General features: G+C 63.3%; 13 protein-coding genes and 1 pseudogene. 10 read left to right on the forward strand and 4 right to left on the reverse strand.

Translation table 11 applies throughout. The features are described 5' to 3' along the window. The first annotated feature begins 216 nt into the window (after positions 1 to 216). The 3 genes and pseudogenes from glf to AC0CH8_RS13375 form a co-directional block, all read left to right on the forward strand. Positions 217 to 2,481: a UDP-galactopyranose mutase gene (glf, locus tag AC0CH8_RS13365; RefSeq protein ID WP_465240321.1), complete on the forward strand. Its 2,265-nt coding sequence runs from the start codon at positions 217 to 219 to the stop codon at positions 2,479 to 2,481. Positions 2,482 to 2,596: 115 nt separating this feature from the next. Continuing rightward, on the forward strand, positions 2,597 to 3,304 hold the full coding sequence (locus AC0CH8_RS13370; protein WP_465240322.1) for a hypothetical protein: 708 nt from the start codon (positions 2,597 to 2,599) through the stop codon (positions 3,302 to 3,304). Beyond that, a pseudogene (locus tag AC0CH8_RS13375) lies at positions 3,268 to 3,378 on the forward strand (PEPxxWA-CTERM sorting domain-containing protein); the annotation flags it as partial. The gene AC0CH8_RS13370 and the pseudogene AC0CH8_RS13375, both read left to right, overlap by 37 nt. Before the next feature lie 344 nt (positions 3,379 to 3,722). On the opposite strand, the gene AC0CH8_RS13380 reads toward AC0CH8_RS13375, so the two are convergent. Both AC0CH8_RS13380 and AC0CH8_RS13385 read right to left on the reverse strand, forming a co-directional pair. Beyond that, a complete protein-coding gene (locus AC0CH8_RS13380) occupies positions 3,723 to 3,863 on the reverse strand; it encodes a hypothetical protein (RefSeq protein WP_204200367.1) in 141 nt (46 codons plus the stop codon). 650 nt (positions 3,864 to 4,513) lie between these two features. Continuing rightward, a complete protein-coding gene (locus AC0CH8_RS13385) occupies positions 4,514 to 4,759 on the reverse strand; it encodes a hypothetical protein (protein ID WP_465240323.1) in 246 nt (81 codons plus the stop codon). A gap of 492 nt (positions 4,760 to 5,251) precedes the next feature. Between AC0CH8_RS13385 and AC0CH8_RS13390 the strand changes: the two genes are divergently transcribed. The 3 genes from AC0CH8_RS13390 (at position 5,252) to AC0CH8_RS13400 (ending at position 8,455) form a co-directional block, all read left to right on the forward strand. Beyond that, entirely contained in the window at positions 5,252 to 5,485 is a 234-nt protein-coding gene (locus tag AC0CH8_RS13390; RefSeq protein WP_204200365.1) for a hypothetical protein, read from the forward strand. A 516-nt stretch (positions 5,486 to 6,001) separates the two neighbouring features. Next, positions 6,002 to 7,129, forward strand: coding sequence for an alpha-hydroxy acid oxidase (locus AC0CH8_RS13395; RefSeq protein ID WP_465240324.1), 1,128 nt, complete (start codon positions 6,002 to 6,004; stop codon positions 7,127 to 7,129). A gap of 222 nt (positions 7,130 to 7,351) precedes the next feature. Beyond that, on the forward strand, positions 7,352 to 8,455 hold the full coding sequence (locus AC0CH8_RS13400; RefSeq protein WP_465240325.1) for a rod shape-determining protein: 1,104 nt from the start codon (positions 7,352 to 7,354) through the stop codon (positions 8,453 to 8,455). 34 nt (positions 8,456 to 8,489) lie between these two features. Here AC0CH8_RS13400 and rsgA read toward each other — a convergent pair whose 3' ends face one another. Both rsgA and AC0CH8_RS13410 read right to left on the reverse strand, forming a co-directional pair. Then, complete coding sequence (rsgA, locus tag AC0CH8_RS13405) at positions 8,490 to 9,527, reverse strand: ribosome small subunit-dependent GTPase A (RefSeq protein WP_465240326.1); 1,038 nt, start codon at positions 9,525 to 9,527, stop codon at positions 8,490 to 8,492. A gap of 7 nt (positions 9,528 to 9,534) precedes the next feature. After that, a complete protein-coding gene (locus AC0CH8_RS13410; protein WP_465240327.1) occupies positions 9,535 to 9,753 on the reverse strand; it encodes a hypothetical protein in 219 nt (72 codons plus the stop codon). Positions 9,754 to 9,815: 62 nt separating this feature from the next. On the opposite strand from AC0CH8_RS13410, the gene AC0CH8_RS13415 reads away from it, so the two are divergent. The 4 genes from AC0CH8_RS13415 to AC0CH8_RS13430 all read left to right on the forward strand — a co-directional run bounded on the left by AC0CH8_RS13415 (position 9,816) and on the right by AC0CH8_RS13430 (position 13,709). Then, positions 9,816 to 10,178, forward strand: coding sequence for a hypothetical protein (locus tag AC0CH8_RS13415; RefSeq protein ID WP_465240337.1), 363 nt, complete (start codon positions 9,816 to 9,818; stop codon positions 10,176 to 10,178). 50 nt (positions 10,179 to 10,228) lie between these two features. Beyond that, the gene (locus AC0CH8_RS13420) at positions 10,229 to 10,567 is read left to right on the forward strand and encodes a hypothetical protein (RefSeq protein ID WP_465240328.1); all 339 of its coding nucleotides are present in this window, start codon (positions 10,229 to 10,231) and stop codon (positions 10,565 to 10,567) included. A gap of 277 nt (positions 10,568 to 10,844) precedes the next feature. After that, entirely contained in the window at positions 10,845 to 13,058 is a 2,214-nt protein-coding gene (locus AC0CH8_RS13425; RefSeq protein ID WP_465240329.1) for a hypothetical protein, read from the forward strand. Between the two features lie 3 nt (positions 13,059 to 13,061). Next, positions 13,062 to 13,709: an SDR family NAD(P)-dependent oxidoreductase gene (locus AC0CH8_RS13430; protein WP_465240330.1), complete on the forward strand. Its 648-nt coding sequence runs from the start codon at positions 13,062 to 13,064 to the stop codon at positions 13,707 to 13,709. Positions 13,710 to 13,829 lie beyond the last annotated feature (120 nt).

A 13,829-nucleotide genomic window follows, 5' to 3' on the forward strand; every position in this document is an offset into this window, starting at 1 on the left:
TCGCGTCGGCTCCGCGTAGCGGAACGGTGTAGGTGAACCGGCATGAGCGTTTTCGCCCGGACCGAGATGTCGACGATCGATGCCGTGCGACGGACGGGCATCGCACGTGGACCTTCGCAAACACCTAAAGTGGGGAGCATTGCCCTGGATTAGAAAGGAAAATCGATCCTCCGGCTACGGTGCTTCCGGGTGGGGCCCGGTTTGGAGATGCTCAGGATGGCTACTACGCGCACCCGTTCGACCACCGCGATCGAACCGCGCCTTCTACTGTGCTTCTCGCATCTTCGATGGGACTTCGTCTTCCAGCGCCCCCAGCATCTGCTGACTCGCTTCGCCGCGCGATTTTCGGTCGTCGTCTGGGAAGAAGCGATCGCCGGCGATGTGGATCGCCCGTCCCTCTCCGTCCGTGACGACGCCACCGGCGTCAGGATTGTCACGCCGCAGCTTCCGTGGGGACTGGACCCTGCCGGAACGCAATCCGCCCTCGCAGCCTTGCTGCAGGAATTCCTGGCCGCCGAGCCCCCGGTGGCCGTCCGCTGGTACTACACGCCGATGATGCTGGCGTTCTCACGCGAGATAGCGGCGGACTGCACCGTCTACGATTGCATGGACGAGCTTTCCGCCTTTCGCTTCGCACCGCCCGAATTGTTGCAACTGGAGGAGGACCTGCTGGTCGCGGCTGACCTGGTGTTTACGGGGGGGTACAGCCTGTACGAGGCGAAGCGGACGCGTCACGCCGATGTCCGGCCGTTTCCGTCCAGCGTCGACGTCGCGCATTTCGCACGGGCGCGCGACCACGCACCGGGACGTACCGCGAACCCGCGGCTCGGCTTCTACGGTGTCGTCGACGAACGCATGGACCTGATGCTGTTGCAGGAACTGGCCGATGCTCGGCCGGACTGGACGATCGAGATCGTCGGCCCGGTGGTCAAGATCGACCCTGCCGATCTGCCACAGCGCGCCAACCTCCATTACATTGGCGCACGGACATACGACCAGTTGCCGGACACGATCGCGGGCTGGGACGTCGCGTTGATGCCGTTCGCGATCAACGAAGCGACGCGCTTCATCAGCCCGACCAAGACGCCCGAATACCTCGCCGCGGGTCGGCCGGTAGTGTCCACGCCGGTGATCGATGTCGCCCGCCACTACGGCACCACGCCAGCCGTCCGCATCGCGGCTGCCGGCGCACGGTTCGTGGAAGCATGCGAGGAGGCGCTGGCGCTGGTGCGCGGCGACGACCTTGGATGGCGCGACGACGCGGACACGCTCCTCGCGGCGATGTCTTGGGACGATACCGCGGCCGCCATGATGGCCGCCATCGACGAGGTCCTGCCCCGCGCGGCGCCGGATCATTATGACTGCCTCGTCGTCGGGGCAGGCTTCGCCGGCGCCGTCATGGCCGAACGATTGGCCGCTGACGGCGGCAAGCGGGTCCTGGTCATCGACAAACGGCCGCATATCGCCGGCAACGCCTATGATGTCGAAGACGCAGCGGGGATCCTGATCCATCAATATGGTCCGCACATCTTCCACACCAACTCGGCCGAGGTCTTCGACTATCTCTCTCGCTTCACCGGCTGGCGTCCCTACGAGCATCGCGTACTGGCGGAGGTGCGCGGACAACAGGTGCCGATCCCCATCAACCGCACGACCCTGAACGCGCTGTTCGATGCGGGGCTGGAGACCGACGACGATGCGGCCCGGTTCCTCTCGGCGCGGGCCGAGCCGGTGGCCGACATTCGCACGTCGGAGGATGTCGTCGTCGCTGCGGTCGGCCAGGAACTCTATCGACTGTTTTTCCGCGGCTACACGCGCAAACAATGGGGCCTCGACCCGTCCGAACTCGACAAGGGCGTGACCGCACGCGTGCCGACGCGGACGAACACCGATGACCGCTACTTCGCCGACACCTTCCAGGCGATGCCGCGAAATGGCTACACCGCAATGTTTGCGGCGATGCTCGACCATCCCAACATCACGGTGCGGCTCGCAACCGACTTCGCGTCCATCAAGAACGATGTCAGCTACGATCTGCTCGTCTTCACCGGTCCGGTCGACGAATATTTCGAACAGCGGTACGGCCCCCTGCCCTACCGATCGCTGCGGTTCGAGCATCGCACTTTGCCTGTAGAGCAGCATCAGCGCGTCGCGGTCGTCAATTATCCTGACGAAGCAGTCCCCTATACGCGCGTGACCGAGTACAAGCACCTGACCGGTCAAACGTCCGCAGTGACCAGCCTGACCTATGAATATCCGGCCGCGGACGGTGACCCATATTACCCCATACCGCGTCCCGAGAATCATGCGCTGTTCAAACGCTACGAGGCGCTGACGTTGGCAGAGCCGAACGTCGTCTTCGTAGGACGGCTGGCGACCTATCGATATTACAATATGGATCAGGTCGTGGGGCAGGCATTGGCGACGTACCGGCGGTTGAAGGCCCGCGGGCAGGAGGCGTTGCTCGCAGCGGCAGAGTAGCGGCACCGGGCTGCTGCACGCCGTGCATCTTTATGCCTAATGCAAGCGTAACTCGGGTCTTACGCTGCATCTATCGGTCAGCGAGGGTGTCGCCACGAGCCGGCTCATCGGTCGCGTGTCGCCACAACAGGGGAGGATACGCATGCGCGTTTTTCACATCGTCGCCACGTTGGGGCTTCTCGCCGCCAGCCCGGCCTTTGCCGCGGACATCGTCACCGTCACTCCGAACCCTGCGCCGAGTGGCCAGGCTCAATCTCCTGCGCCGTTCACCTATCGTGGGACCAGCGGGAGCCGCACCCAGCAGGTCTACGACTCCAGCTTCTTCTCCGGACCGCAGATGCTGACCAGCCTCGCATTCCGCTCGACGCCTGGTTTCCGCAACGGCGCGAACTATACGAGCGTCAACATCAGCCTCTCGACGACGATGTTCGGTGATGAGACCGGGACCCCGCTGTCGGCAGACTTTTCGAGCAACATCGGCTCGGATGTCATGCGAGTTTATCAGGGTGCGATCTCGTTCGCGGCGCCAACTACAGACGGCTTCGAGTACATCGTCAATTTCGAGAACGCCTTTCGCTACGACCCATCGATGGGAAATCTGTTGCTCGACGTAACGATTCCGGTCGGGTCGAGTGTCGATGGTCCGGGATTCTTCCTCGCCTCGTACGATACGGCCGACAGCTTCGACGACGGCGTTTATAGCGTGAATTCGGTGTTCGATGGTGCGGCGACCAGCGGGATTGCCAACACGGCAGGAACTATCACGCAGTTCACTGGCACTGCGCTGCTGGCGCGGTTCCCGAGCCCGACACCTGGGCGCTGATGATCGGCGGTTTCGGCATCGTCGGTGGTGCGATGCGCCGCCGACGCGTGAGCACCAAAGCCGTGTTCGCCTAATCAGTTTCCCGAAGCGGGGATGGGAAAGCCGTCGATCGCAAGATCGGCGGCTTTTTGGCAACAAGGTTCCGTCTCAAACCTTTGCTGTCAGCGTTCTAGCAGCCGAAGGCACTCGTCATGCTGTTCGGCCAACGCGTTGAGCGCTGCCGACGCCCGTTCGTCCGATATGCCGGCCGCCAACCTCCGACAGCGAGAGGCAGCCACGGCATGGTCGTCCGTGCGATTCATGAGAGCCTGTAGCGCTACGGTCAGGTTGGCGAAGGTCATGACCGATGTTAAGGAACAATCACGTTCCCGCCATTAACATAGTTAAGTTCTAACGCCCTTCGCGAGCATCCGGTGCATCAGGCTTCCTTGAAGCGCTTGTCGGATCGATCATCTTCTCTCTTGCGAGCATCGTCCTCCTGACGATCGATGTCTGCGGCGTATTCTTCGTAAGCCGCGACCGCGTCGGGCGCGGTTTCATCGGTAATCAGATCACGCACGCTCTGGGCGAGTTCGCGAAGTTCCCCGCTTCGGCGCCGGCGCTCGCCTCCCCCGATATTCAAATGCAAGAGTCCCCGCGCTGGTCGCGACCTATCTGATCCGCGTCGGATTACGGTAATACCAAACCTACTTAAGCGCAAACATCCATCGAAGCGGGTAAGGCGAAGGCCGGAAGTTTGGGGCACAGCTATGAATAGCTTTGGTCGCGATCACGTTTCCGCTTTCGAGGATGGTCGGCAGCATGGCTCTTCGCTCGCGGCGTGGGCCGGGGACTGTCCATTCGATCGCGAGTCCAGCCCCATGCAGCACCGGGAATGGTTCGATAGCTTTAGCCGAGGCCGGACCCATGCTGGACTTGTTCCGCAGCCGGGACGCTACGCCGTCAGACCTTGACCGGCATTGCCGCCGATCCATCATCGCCCAACGTCCGTTTCCAACTTTGCGGCTCCCGGTCGGACCAGCGGCAATCCAAGCTCGACGTGCACAGATGGTTGGAGATGCGTAGAGGGTGCGCGCCTTCCCGACTGGTCGGGCGGACGCTGCCTGTGCGCGCATCCGAACCCTGGCTTGCATCCGTCCCGATGTGCGGTGCCCGGCGCAGCGAGGGCATTGTCGCTGTCGTTTCCCGTTCGCGATCAATGGCTTCTGCTCAGCCCTCCTTGACGCTCGCAGGAATTTTCGCCCGCCGCTTCGCCCCCGCGGCCGGCGGTTGTAGCAGCCCGGGGCCGGCTTCCATCTCAAGCCGCTGAGCCTGGATCTGCGCCTGCCGCACGCGCTCGCTTTTCGCCATGATGTCCGTCTCGTCGAAAGCGGGGCGGCTGCTGTCCCAATGCACCCCCGTCCGAGCTTGCGGGGGCGCGGTGACGAGCGCCGCCGCCAGAACTATGATGTGCATCGCTGATCTCCGCCGATCTCTTTGGTTAACGAGATACGGGCGATCGGCCGGGAAGATGCCTTCACGGCAATACGTACGAGCCCCTGCGCGTGACCTGCTCGGACTACCGCATGTTCTCCGCAATATCCGGCAGCGGCCTACCTCGTTCGACAGGGGGAGGAGCCGGGCATCAGCCCGATCCTCCTCGACGGCGCGCGTCAGATCGTCGCGATCCATTTCCCCGGCGCAGACCGGCGATGCGACGACCCCAACCGACGTTCACGTCAACCGGACAATCAAGGCGCTTTACAAACGCACGCGTATTGCCCGGAGCGGCAAGGCGATCACATTGACCAACTGGGCTTGCTGAAGGCCATCGCAGAATTTAGTTCTGATTATCTACCCCAGTATCAGCAGAAAATTTTTAGGTCGGGCGTTTATTGGGCGCATGTACGCACTCCTGCCGCCTAACCCACGTTGTCGCGCTAGTCGCCCGTCGCGTAAAACCGCGCTATGCCAATCTACACCATCACGATCGTGAACGAGCACTTCTCCCAGTCCGGCGAGCAAGAGAAAGCCGATGACAACGAAGCCTGGCAGGCAGCCATTTCGGGGACGATTGCGATCGCCGGCGAGCAGGTCTCGCACGGCAATCCCTTCTTCGGCGCGGAGGTGACCGTGGCGCGGGGAGACGAAAGGGTCGGGCGCTATGTGGTGTCGGTAGGCGCAACACCGCTCAGGGATTGAACGCGGACCCCGTACTAAAACAGCGGCAACCAGAGAAGGACTGGTTCGTCGCGCAAGAGCGCAGGTAAAGCAACTGGCAGGGTTAAGCCCGCCCGTGATCACCTCGCGAAGGTCACTCGTTGCCTTTCGTCGGGACCAATACCGCCAAGAACCCGATGAGAGTGACCGAACCCGAACAATCGTGCCCTGCCCAGGCACAGAACGAGCAGCATGGCTGCCCTCCCGGATCAGCGGGTTCTTGCCGGTGAGTGAGCCCTAGACCGATCGAACCGGCAATCGACACGGAAGCCGGCATGCACAAATTGTCATCTTCCAGGCACAGCGAAATCGTTGTCGTTTCTCGCGTCAGAGGCGCACCTAGCCTTCATTGCTCCACAAACGTCGAAGGTGGCACGCAGGACGGAAGCGTCGCCGTTCGCATCCCAAGCCGCAGTCCTGCGCGGACATCAGGCCGGAAAGATCATAGGCATCATGACGCGACTTCAACGTGCAAACAACGTTGCCGACCTGCGCCTGATGGCCCGTCGCCGTCTGCCGCAACCGATCTTCGACTATATCGACGGCGGTGCGGATGACGAGGTGTCGCTGCGTCGGAACGCGACGGCATTCGCGCAGTACGAGCTGGTTCCCGACGTCCTCAACGACGTGTCGAATATCCGGACGGAAACAAGGATCTTCGGGCAATCGTCGCGCTGGCCGCTGATGCTGTCGCCAACCGGCCTTACCCGTATGTTCCATGACCGGGCCGAACTCGCAGTGGCGGGCGCTGCCGCGCGACACGGCCTTCTCTACAGCCTGTCGACGATGGGCACGACGCGGTTGGAGGATCTCGCGCAGGCGTTTGCAGGCCCGAAAGTCTTCCAGATCTACATCTTCAAGGATCGCGGGTTGACCGCGGAATTCGTGGCGCGCTGTCGGGATGCAGGGTTTCACGGACTGGCGTTGACGGTCGACACACCCGTCGCCGGCAATCGCGAGCGGGATCGCGTCAGCGGCCTCTCGCTGCCCCCGAAGCTGACGCTCCGGTCCTTGCTCAGCTTCGCCTTGCATCCGTCCTGGTCGCTTCCGGCTCTCGCCGGCTCCAAGTTCGACCTCGCGAACGTCAGTCACAAGATCGACGCCCTGGCATCGGGGCCGATGAGCCTGTTCACCTATGTCGGCAGCCAGTTCGACCCGTCGATCGGCTGGCGCGATGTCGAATGGCTTGCACGGGAATGGAATGGGCCGCTTGCGATCAAAGGCGTGATGACCCCCGACGATGCCCGCCGGTCGATTGCATCGGGCGCAACCGGCGTGATGATCTCCAATCATGGCGGACGTCAGCTCGACGGCGCACCCGCCCCGGTCGATCAGATCGAGGCAGTCCGCAATGCCGTCGGCGATGAACCCGACGTGATCTGCGATGGCGGTATCAGGCGCGGCTCGGACATCGTCAAGGCGCTCGCCCTCGGGGCGACCGCATGTTCGATCGGCCGCCCGTATCTTTATGCCCTGGCCGCCGGTGGTCAGCCGGGTGTCGATCACCTGCTCACCCTGCTCAGGGAGGAATTTGTTCGAACAATGATGCTCGCGGGTATCAGCGACATCGCGTCGGTGTCTCGCCGCCACGTGCGGAACCGGGCTCGCGGAGCGGTACAGCCCTAGCCGAGCTTGCTCTGCATCGACCCTTCCGCGGTTCGGAACGGCGGCCGGGCGCATGATACGGCTGGGTCGCCATCATCGTATGAGCAGGTTCTTCCGCTGCTGGCCGGCAGGCTCCCAGCCATGCCGCCATCGCCGTCCGCGACGAACTGGACGGCGGCACCGATCGACCGCCCAGGCACGTCGACTGACGCTTCCCGATTGACCTCGGCTCCCAAACCACCAATGCGTGTGCTTCCCCGTGCCGGCTGGACGTATCTGCCGCACCAACAAAGTAGCTCGATCTTGCGGCTTTCCCTGCCCTTCGGCTTCGCCTCCCAGGACATGGCTATCGATCTCGGGACGGTGAACACGCTGGTGTTCGTCGCCGGCCGGGGCATCGTGCTGAACGAGCCATCGGTGGTGGCGATCGAGACCCGCAACGGTGTTCCAAGAGTGCTGGCGGTGGGTGCCGACGCCAAGCTGATGATGGGCCGGACGCCGGAACACGTCGAGACGATCCGCCCGTTGCGCGACGGCGTTATCGCCGACATCGATGTCGCGGAGCAGATGATCAAGCACTTCATCAAGAAGGTGCATGGCGGCTCGAACCGTTTCCAGCGACGCCCGAGGATGGTGATCTGCGTGCCAGCCGGATCGACGCAGGTCGAGCGCAGGGCCATACGCCAAGCGGCATCGAGCGCCGGGGCGGCCGAGGTCCACCTGATCGAGGAGTCACTGGCCGCCGCGATCGGTGCCGGTCTGCCGATCACGCAGCCGACTGGGTTCATGGTGCTCGACATCGGTGGCGGCACCACGGAAGTCGCGGTGCTGTCGCTCGGCGCCCTCGCCTACAGCAGCTCGGTGCGCGTCGGCGGCGACAAGTTCGACGAAGCCATCGCTTCGCATATCCGGCGCAGGCACAACCTGATGATCGGCGAAGCCACCGCCGAACGGATCAAGCACGAACTCGGCGCGGCGTCGCGGCCCACCGACGGAGAAGAAGTCCACCTCCACGTCCGAGGGCGTGATCTGATGGATGGAATTCCAAAGGAAATCGTCATCAGTCAGTCCGAAGTGGCCGACGCGTTGACCGACCTCGTCGCCCAGATCATCGACGCCGTCATGAAGACGCTGGAGCAGATGGTGCCCGAACTTGCAGCGGATATCGTGGAGCAGGGCATCGTCATGACCGGTGGCGGGTCGCTCTTGCTGCGACTGGACGAGGTGTTGAGCAGAGCCACCGGCTTGCCGGTGATCGTTGCCGAAGCGCCACTGATGTGCGTTGCATTGGGCGCCGGACGCGCTCTTGAAGATGACGCCTTCATCGGCGTGCTGAGCACCGGCTGACGATCCCGAATGGTCGATCAGTCGATCGCAGCCGTCATCCTCCCCTTCTCGGCGCTTTTCCGCTGCGAGCACGTCGGGTGGCGACAATGACGCTGTTCACGCCATCCTCCAGATCGAGCTTGCGCCAGCGATCGACGCGGGCGGGGTCGAGGAGTCCGTCTGCTATCGCCGGACGAATTGCGCATCCCGGCTCCTCCCCGTGGCTGCAATTCGTAAACCGGCATTCCAGCGCCACGGCCATCACGTCATCGAATACCTCCGTGACGCCAGTGGCGACTTCGGACATCTGAAGCTCCCGCATGCCGGGAGTGTCGATCAGCCATCCTCCGCCATCCGCACCGCCAGCAAGGCGATGCATCTCGCGCACGGTCGTGGTGTGCCGCCCCTTGCCGTCGTCGTCGCGAACAGCCTGTGTCGCGATCCGATCCGATCCTCTCAGGGTATTGACGATGGTCGACTTGCCGACACCCGACGACCCCACCAGCGCGACCGTCTCGCCGAAGCGGCAATAGGCCGCGAGACCCGCAACACTCTGTGGATCACGTCCGTCGACCTGCTCCACGTGCAAGCCGGCCTGAAGCGCACGGGCCGCATCGACAAACCGCTCTGACGGGGCAGCAAGGTCCATCTTCGTCACGACCACGACGGGCCGGACACCCGTCTCGCGCGCGAGCACGAGGTAGCGTTCGAGCCGCGCGACGTTGAAGTCCTGATTGCCGGACGTGACGATGAACAGCGTGTCGACGTTAGCGGCAATGAGCTGCGTCCGGCGATCGTCGCCAGGGGCAGGCCGCTTGAACAGGCTCGTTCGGGTAAGCAGGCGCACGACACTGCGGGTCGTGCGATCGATCATCAGCCAGTCGCCGACCGTCGGCCTGTCATCCGCTTCGCCACCTGCCGACATTCTGGACGAAATGGACTCCTCGCCCGCGTCGCCGGCGACGGTCACTCTTCCGCGATGAACGGACAGGACGCGGACAGGCGTGCAGTCGCCAAGCTCCTCGACCGCAACCTGTTCGCCAAAGAAAGACGTCCAGCCGAGCTCCGCCACAGCGGAAGAGATGGTGGTCATCGTCGCATCACTGATCCTGGGCGTCACCCGACTGGTCGGGATCCGCGGCCACCTGCCCGCCAGCCCGCTTGTCTGCCTTGGCCTGCGCCTTCTTGGCCGCGTCTGCTGTCTTCGCCTTCTCGCGCTCGCGACGTTCGAAGTCGTAATTTGGTTTGCGGGGTATATCAGTGCTCCAAACTTCGGTAGCGGATCGAAGCATAATGCTCGGCCGCTGAACTGTTTCCACCTGGCTACACCGATACGCCGCCCGGAACCAGCCTCGCCGAAACATCAGGACTGCACGACATGATGGACGGCTCTTCGGAAGCGTGGGACGGTCAGCGTGTCCGCACGTGGTTGGAGCGCCGGCTCAGCGCGGCACGTCTGGATCAGGCGGCGGCCGACAGGCAGGGTTATGCGGCGAGAGACGACTATGACAAGGCAGCCGCCGAAGAATGGGTGTGCCGTGCCTTGCAAGTCGGTGGACAAACCGACGACCAATCCGCGTTCGCCGCACATGTGAAAACGCTGCTGAACCAGGACGGATATCCGATCTCTGGCATCTATGACGATACGCGGTTCGAGCGGCACGTTCGTGCCGTGCTCCGAAAGCTTGCCAAGATGATCAAGGCGAATGATGGCTTTGCGAACACGTTGCGATTTCAGGGATGAACTCCTGCGACGCGCCGAAACACACACGATGATGCAATGCAGGAAAGCAGATGGCTCGCAAACATCCGAAACATGGTCCGTACCCGGAAGCCGAAGCCGAGGATGACGCACCGCCGGCACCCGTAGCATGCTGGCTCTGCGGTCGTCCGACCGGCAAGACGATCGTCTGGCATCATCCCGTGCCCAAAAGCCGGGGCGGGAGGGACGTTGTTCCGATGCACCCCATCTGTCAGCAAACCCTGATGGCCAACTTCACGAATTCGGAACTTCAACGACATGGGCTGGACGTTGCGGCCTTGCTCGCCAACCCCAATGTGCGCAAGTTCGTCGACTGGGTCTCGAACAAGGATCCCGACTTCACGGCGACGATAGCCAAGAAACAGCGTTAGCTCGTGCCTGGGCTCGCCCCGGAAGCAAGGAGGGTTCGTTCGAGGTGAACGGCGAACTTCCAGACGAAGCAGGGACGGTTCACGAAGGAATTCGAAGACGAGGTGGATTCGGCCGAGAGTGCCCGCTCTTCAACACCTAGGTGCAGGCGCCTGAGCTACGTCCGTCCGTGGTTTGCCTTGCAGAACGGGAAAGTCGTTAACCTGCTTTGGGCAGCGGGAACGCAGAGGCTTCGGCTCGCTTTTCGTCTATCGTAACAGCGGTAAGCGAGACCTGCGTATGGCGACGAACGTGGAAGACAGGAGTACGGCACCAAGCCCGTATGCCCTGACGCTTCGCGACGCCTTGAACGGTTCTGCCGAGACGATCACGCGGATGACGGCGGGCGAAGTGAAGGTCCACGTCATAGCTTCGTACGAGTCGATTTTCGCGGTGATCCGGCGGTCAGGCGGGGGCGGCCTCGCGGTTCGGGCGGCCTTCATCGTTGGACGCTTCGACGCCAGGCGGGCCGAAGCAGAATCGGGCGAGGCGGCGCGGGTCGTCGTGACCACGGACTTCGGTGAATACGTCATCTCGTTTTCGGCCGACAACGAGGCTTTGGAACGACTGCGGATCACGACACGCTTTACGCCTTCTGCGACAATGCTGATGCCGCCGACGCCGCGAGATCTGTACGCGCTTGGTGCAGACGGCGATGTGGTTGCCACAGCCGGCGAGATCGAGGCGCGGCAACGCGGTTTGAACGCCGGGATCCTGTATTTTCAATTATCCGAGCCACCGTTCGGCAATGTTCTCTACATGCAGAACCTGACGGCGCTGAACCCGTATTTCGAGGCGACCGGGACCAAGCCCGAAGCCGCGGTCGGGGGCACCTGGCCTGAGCTTGGTTTTCGGCTGCCGACGCCGGAGGAAGGCGCGACGGAGGCGGCGCTGGCGGCAGGGGTCGAGTACGTCCTGTCCGATGCCATTCTGGTCCTCCGTCACGAGGCACCGCCGCACGAGCGGGAGTCCGCGCGGCAGTTCCTCCAGATGCTCGGCGCCGCCTATCAGTTGCTGGATCTACCGGCGGTCGAGTTCCGCGACTGGGTTGGGCGGGCGGAGAAGTCGGCACACGATCTCGACACCGCACCGGCGGCGACGATCGAGCATTACGGCCACCGATACGTCCATCCCTATACCGGCGCGGAATATCCCGACGTCATGGTCCAGATGTCGGTGATCGCAGCGCTCCACGACTGGGGGGAATGGCGCGGCGAGGCACATCCGCTGGAGGCGCAACTGAAGGCGGGGCTCCGCCGCTTCTACGACCCACAGCTGCGCACGATCCGGCGCTATCTGCCGAACGTCGGCGACGACAAGAATGCCGATGCCGTCGACAGCTGGTATATGTACCACCCGCTGCTGAACCTCGGCATCCTCGCGCTCGGCGAGGACGAGGAGGCCCGCAACCTTTTCCTCGATTCGATCGACTTCGCGGTGCGCGCGGCCCGTCACTTCAAATACCGCTGGCCGATCCAGTACGACATCACCGACTTCAGCGTGATCGACGAAACCGCGCCCGCCGACGGCCGCGGCCAGACCGACGTCGGCGGCATCTACGCGTGGGTCATGTTGCAGGCGTTCGAGTTGACGGACGACAAGATGTTCCTGGACGAGGCGCGGGCCGCGATCGATGCGGCGATGGGTTTGCGGTTCAACGTCAACTACCAGGCGAACCTGACCGCCTGGGGTGCTACCGCCTGCATGCGGCTTTGGCGGGTCACCAACGACGAGGTCTACCGCGAGCAGAGCTACGTCTATCTCGCCAGTTTCTTCCACAACAGCATCATATGGGACAGCCGGATCGGCCACGCCAAACATTACGAGACGTTCCTGGCGGTCACCTGTCTTCAGGATGCGCCGTACATGGCGATGTACGAGTGTTTCGACACGTTCGTCGCGTTCGAGCGCTTCTGCAACGACAGCGGCCCCGATCTGGAACCTGCTGCACGGATGCTAGTCAGCGAATATTGCAAATATGCGCTGTCGCGGGCCTGGTATTATTATCCCGACGCTTTGCCCGCGGACGTGATCGCCGACCAACAGCGTGAGAACAACGGCCATGTCGATGGCAAGCTGTCCTTCCCGCTGGAGGACCTCTACCCCGACGGCCAATGCGCCGGGCAGGTGGGGCAGGAGGTGTATGGCGCGGGCGCCGCGTTCATCTTCGCGACCCGGGCGTTCCACCACATCGACGGCGCGCCGTTCCAGCTGTTCTGCGACCATTTCGTACGCGCGATGGAGCGGACCGGCGACCGCGCGCTGACGATCACGCTGGACGGCGGCGAGACCTGTGCCGCCAATCTGCGACTGGTACGTCTCAAGCGGCGCAAGCTGCCGAAATCGACGGTGCGGACAGCGACCGGCGACAGCATCCGGCCGAACGCCACCACCACCGACCGCATCGATTACCGCGTGCCCGCGGCCGGCCGCCTCGTCCTGACCTGGGAGTGACCCATGACCTCGGATTCGACTTCGCTCACCGGTAAGCGGGTGCTGCTGACCGGCGGCACCACCGGCATCGGCCGCGCCACGTTGCAATTGCTGGTGGCGCAGGGCGCGCGCGTGCTAACCTACGGCAGGCACCAAGAAGCGTTGGACTCGGCTTTGGGCGAGCTCGAGCCAACCGGCAGCGGGCAGGCGTTCGGCGTAATTGCGGACTCCGCGGACAAGGCGCAGGTGGACCGGGTCTTCGCCGCCGTCGACGAACGGCTGGGCGGGATCGACATGCTGGTGGCATGCGCGGCGCTGGGCGCCGATCCGCTGGATGAGATGGCGGACGAGGACTGGCGCTATGTGATCGACACCAACCTCGTCGGCTATTTCGCCTGCGCCAAGGCGGCGATCACGCGCATGGAAGCGCAAGGCGGTGGCCACCTGCTGTTCGTCGGATCGATCAGCACCGAGATCAAGGCCCCCGGCGAAAGCGTCTATTCGGCGACCAAGGCCGGCATCCAAGCCTTTGCCGAAACGCTCCGCAAGGAGGTCGCCGAGCGTAACATCCGTGTCAGCGTGATCCAGCCCGGCTCCGTCGATACCGACATGCAGGAATGTAGCGACGACGAAAAGCGCGCCGCCGTCGACCGACAGGAGATGCTGTGTTGATTTTCACTGAGAGTTGACCCGACGAAGGCATAAATTTCCACCAAGAAGTGACCCGGGTCGTGGGGGTAATGTCAGGCCCGCGGAGTTGCGGGTCAAGTCGCAGCCTTCTCCTTTTTGGAA

The sequence above is a fragment of the Sphingomonas sp. AC435 genome, assembly GCF_979253005.1.

What these genes read in the sequence shown, in the direction of transcription:
- glf (WP_465240321.1), top strand. Translation starts at nt 217, where the DNA reads ATGGCTACTACGCGCACCCGTTCGACCACCGCGATCGAACCGCGCCTT.
- AC0CH8_RS13385 (WP_465240323.1), bottom strand. Translation starts at nt 4,759, where the DNA reads ATGCACATCATAGTTCTGGCGGCGGCGCTCGTCACCGCGCCCCCGCAA.
- AC0CH8_RS13390 (WP_204200365.1), top strand. Translation starts at nt 5,252, where the DNA reads ATGCCAATCTACACCATCACGATCGTGAACGAGCACTTCTCCCAGTCC.
- AC0CH8_RS13395 (WP_465240324.1), top strand. Translation starts at nt 6,002, where the DNA reads ATGGCCCGTCGCCGTCTGCCGCAACCGATCTTCGACTATATCGACGGC.
- AC0CH8_RS13400 (WP_465240325.1), top strand. Translation starts at nt 7,352, where the DNA reads ATGCGTGTGCTTCCCCGTGCCGGCTGGACGTATCTGCCGCACCAACAA.
- rsgA (WP_465240326.1), bottom strand. Translation starts at nt 9,527, where the DNA reads ATGACCACCATCTCTTCCGCTGTGGCGGAGCTCGGCTGGACGTCTTTC.
- AC0CH8_RS13415 (WP_465240337.1), top strand. Translation starts at nt 9,816, where the DNA reads ATGGACGGCTCTTCGGAAGCGTGGGACGGTCAGCGTGTCCGCACGTGG.
- AC0CH8_RS13420 (WP_465240328.1), top strand. Translation starts at nt 10,229, where the DNA reads ATGGCTCGCAAACATCCGAAACATGGTCCGTACCCGGAAGCCGAAGCC.
- AC0CH8_RS13425 (WP_465240329.1), top strand. Translation starts at nt 10,845, where the DNA reads ATGGCGACGAACGTGGAAGACAGGAGTACGGCACCAAGCCCGTATGCC.
- AC0CH8_RS13430 (WP_465240330.1), top strand. Translation starts at nt 13,062, where the DNA reads ATGACCTCGGATTCGACTTCGCTCACCGGTAAGCGGGTGCTGCTGACC.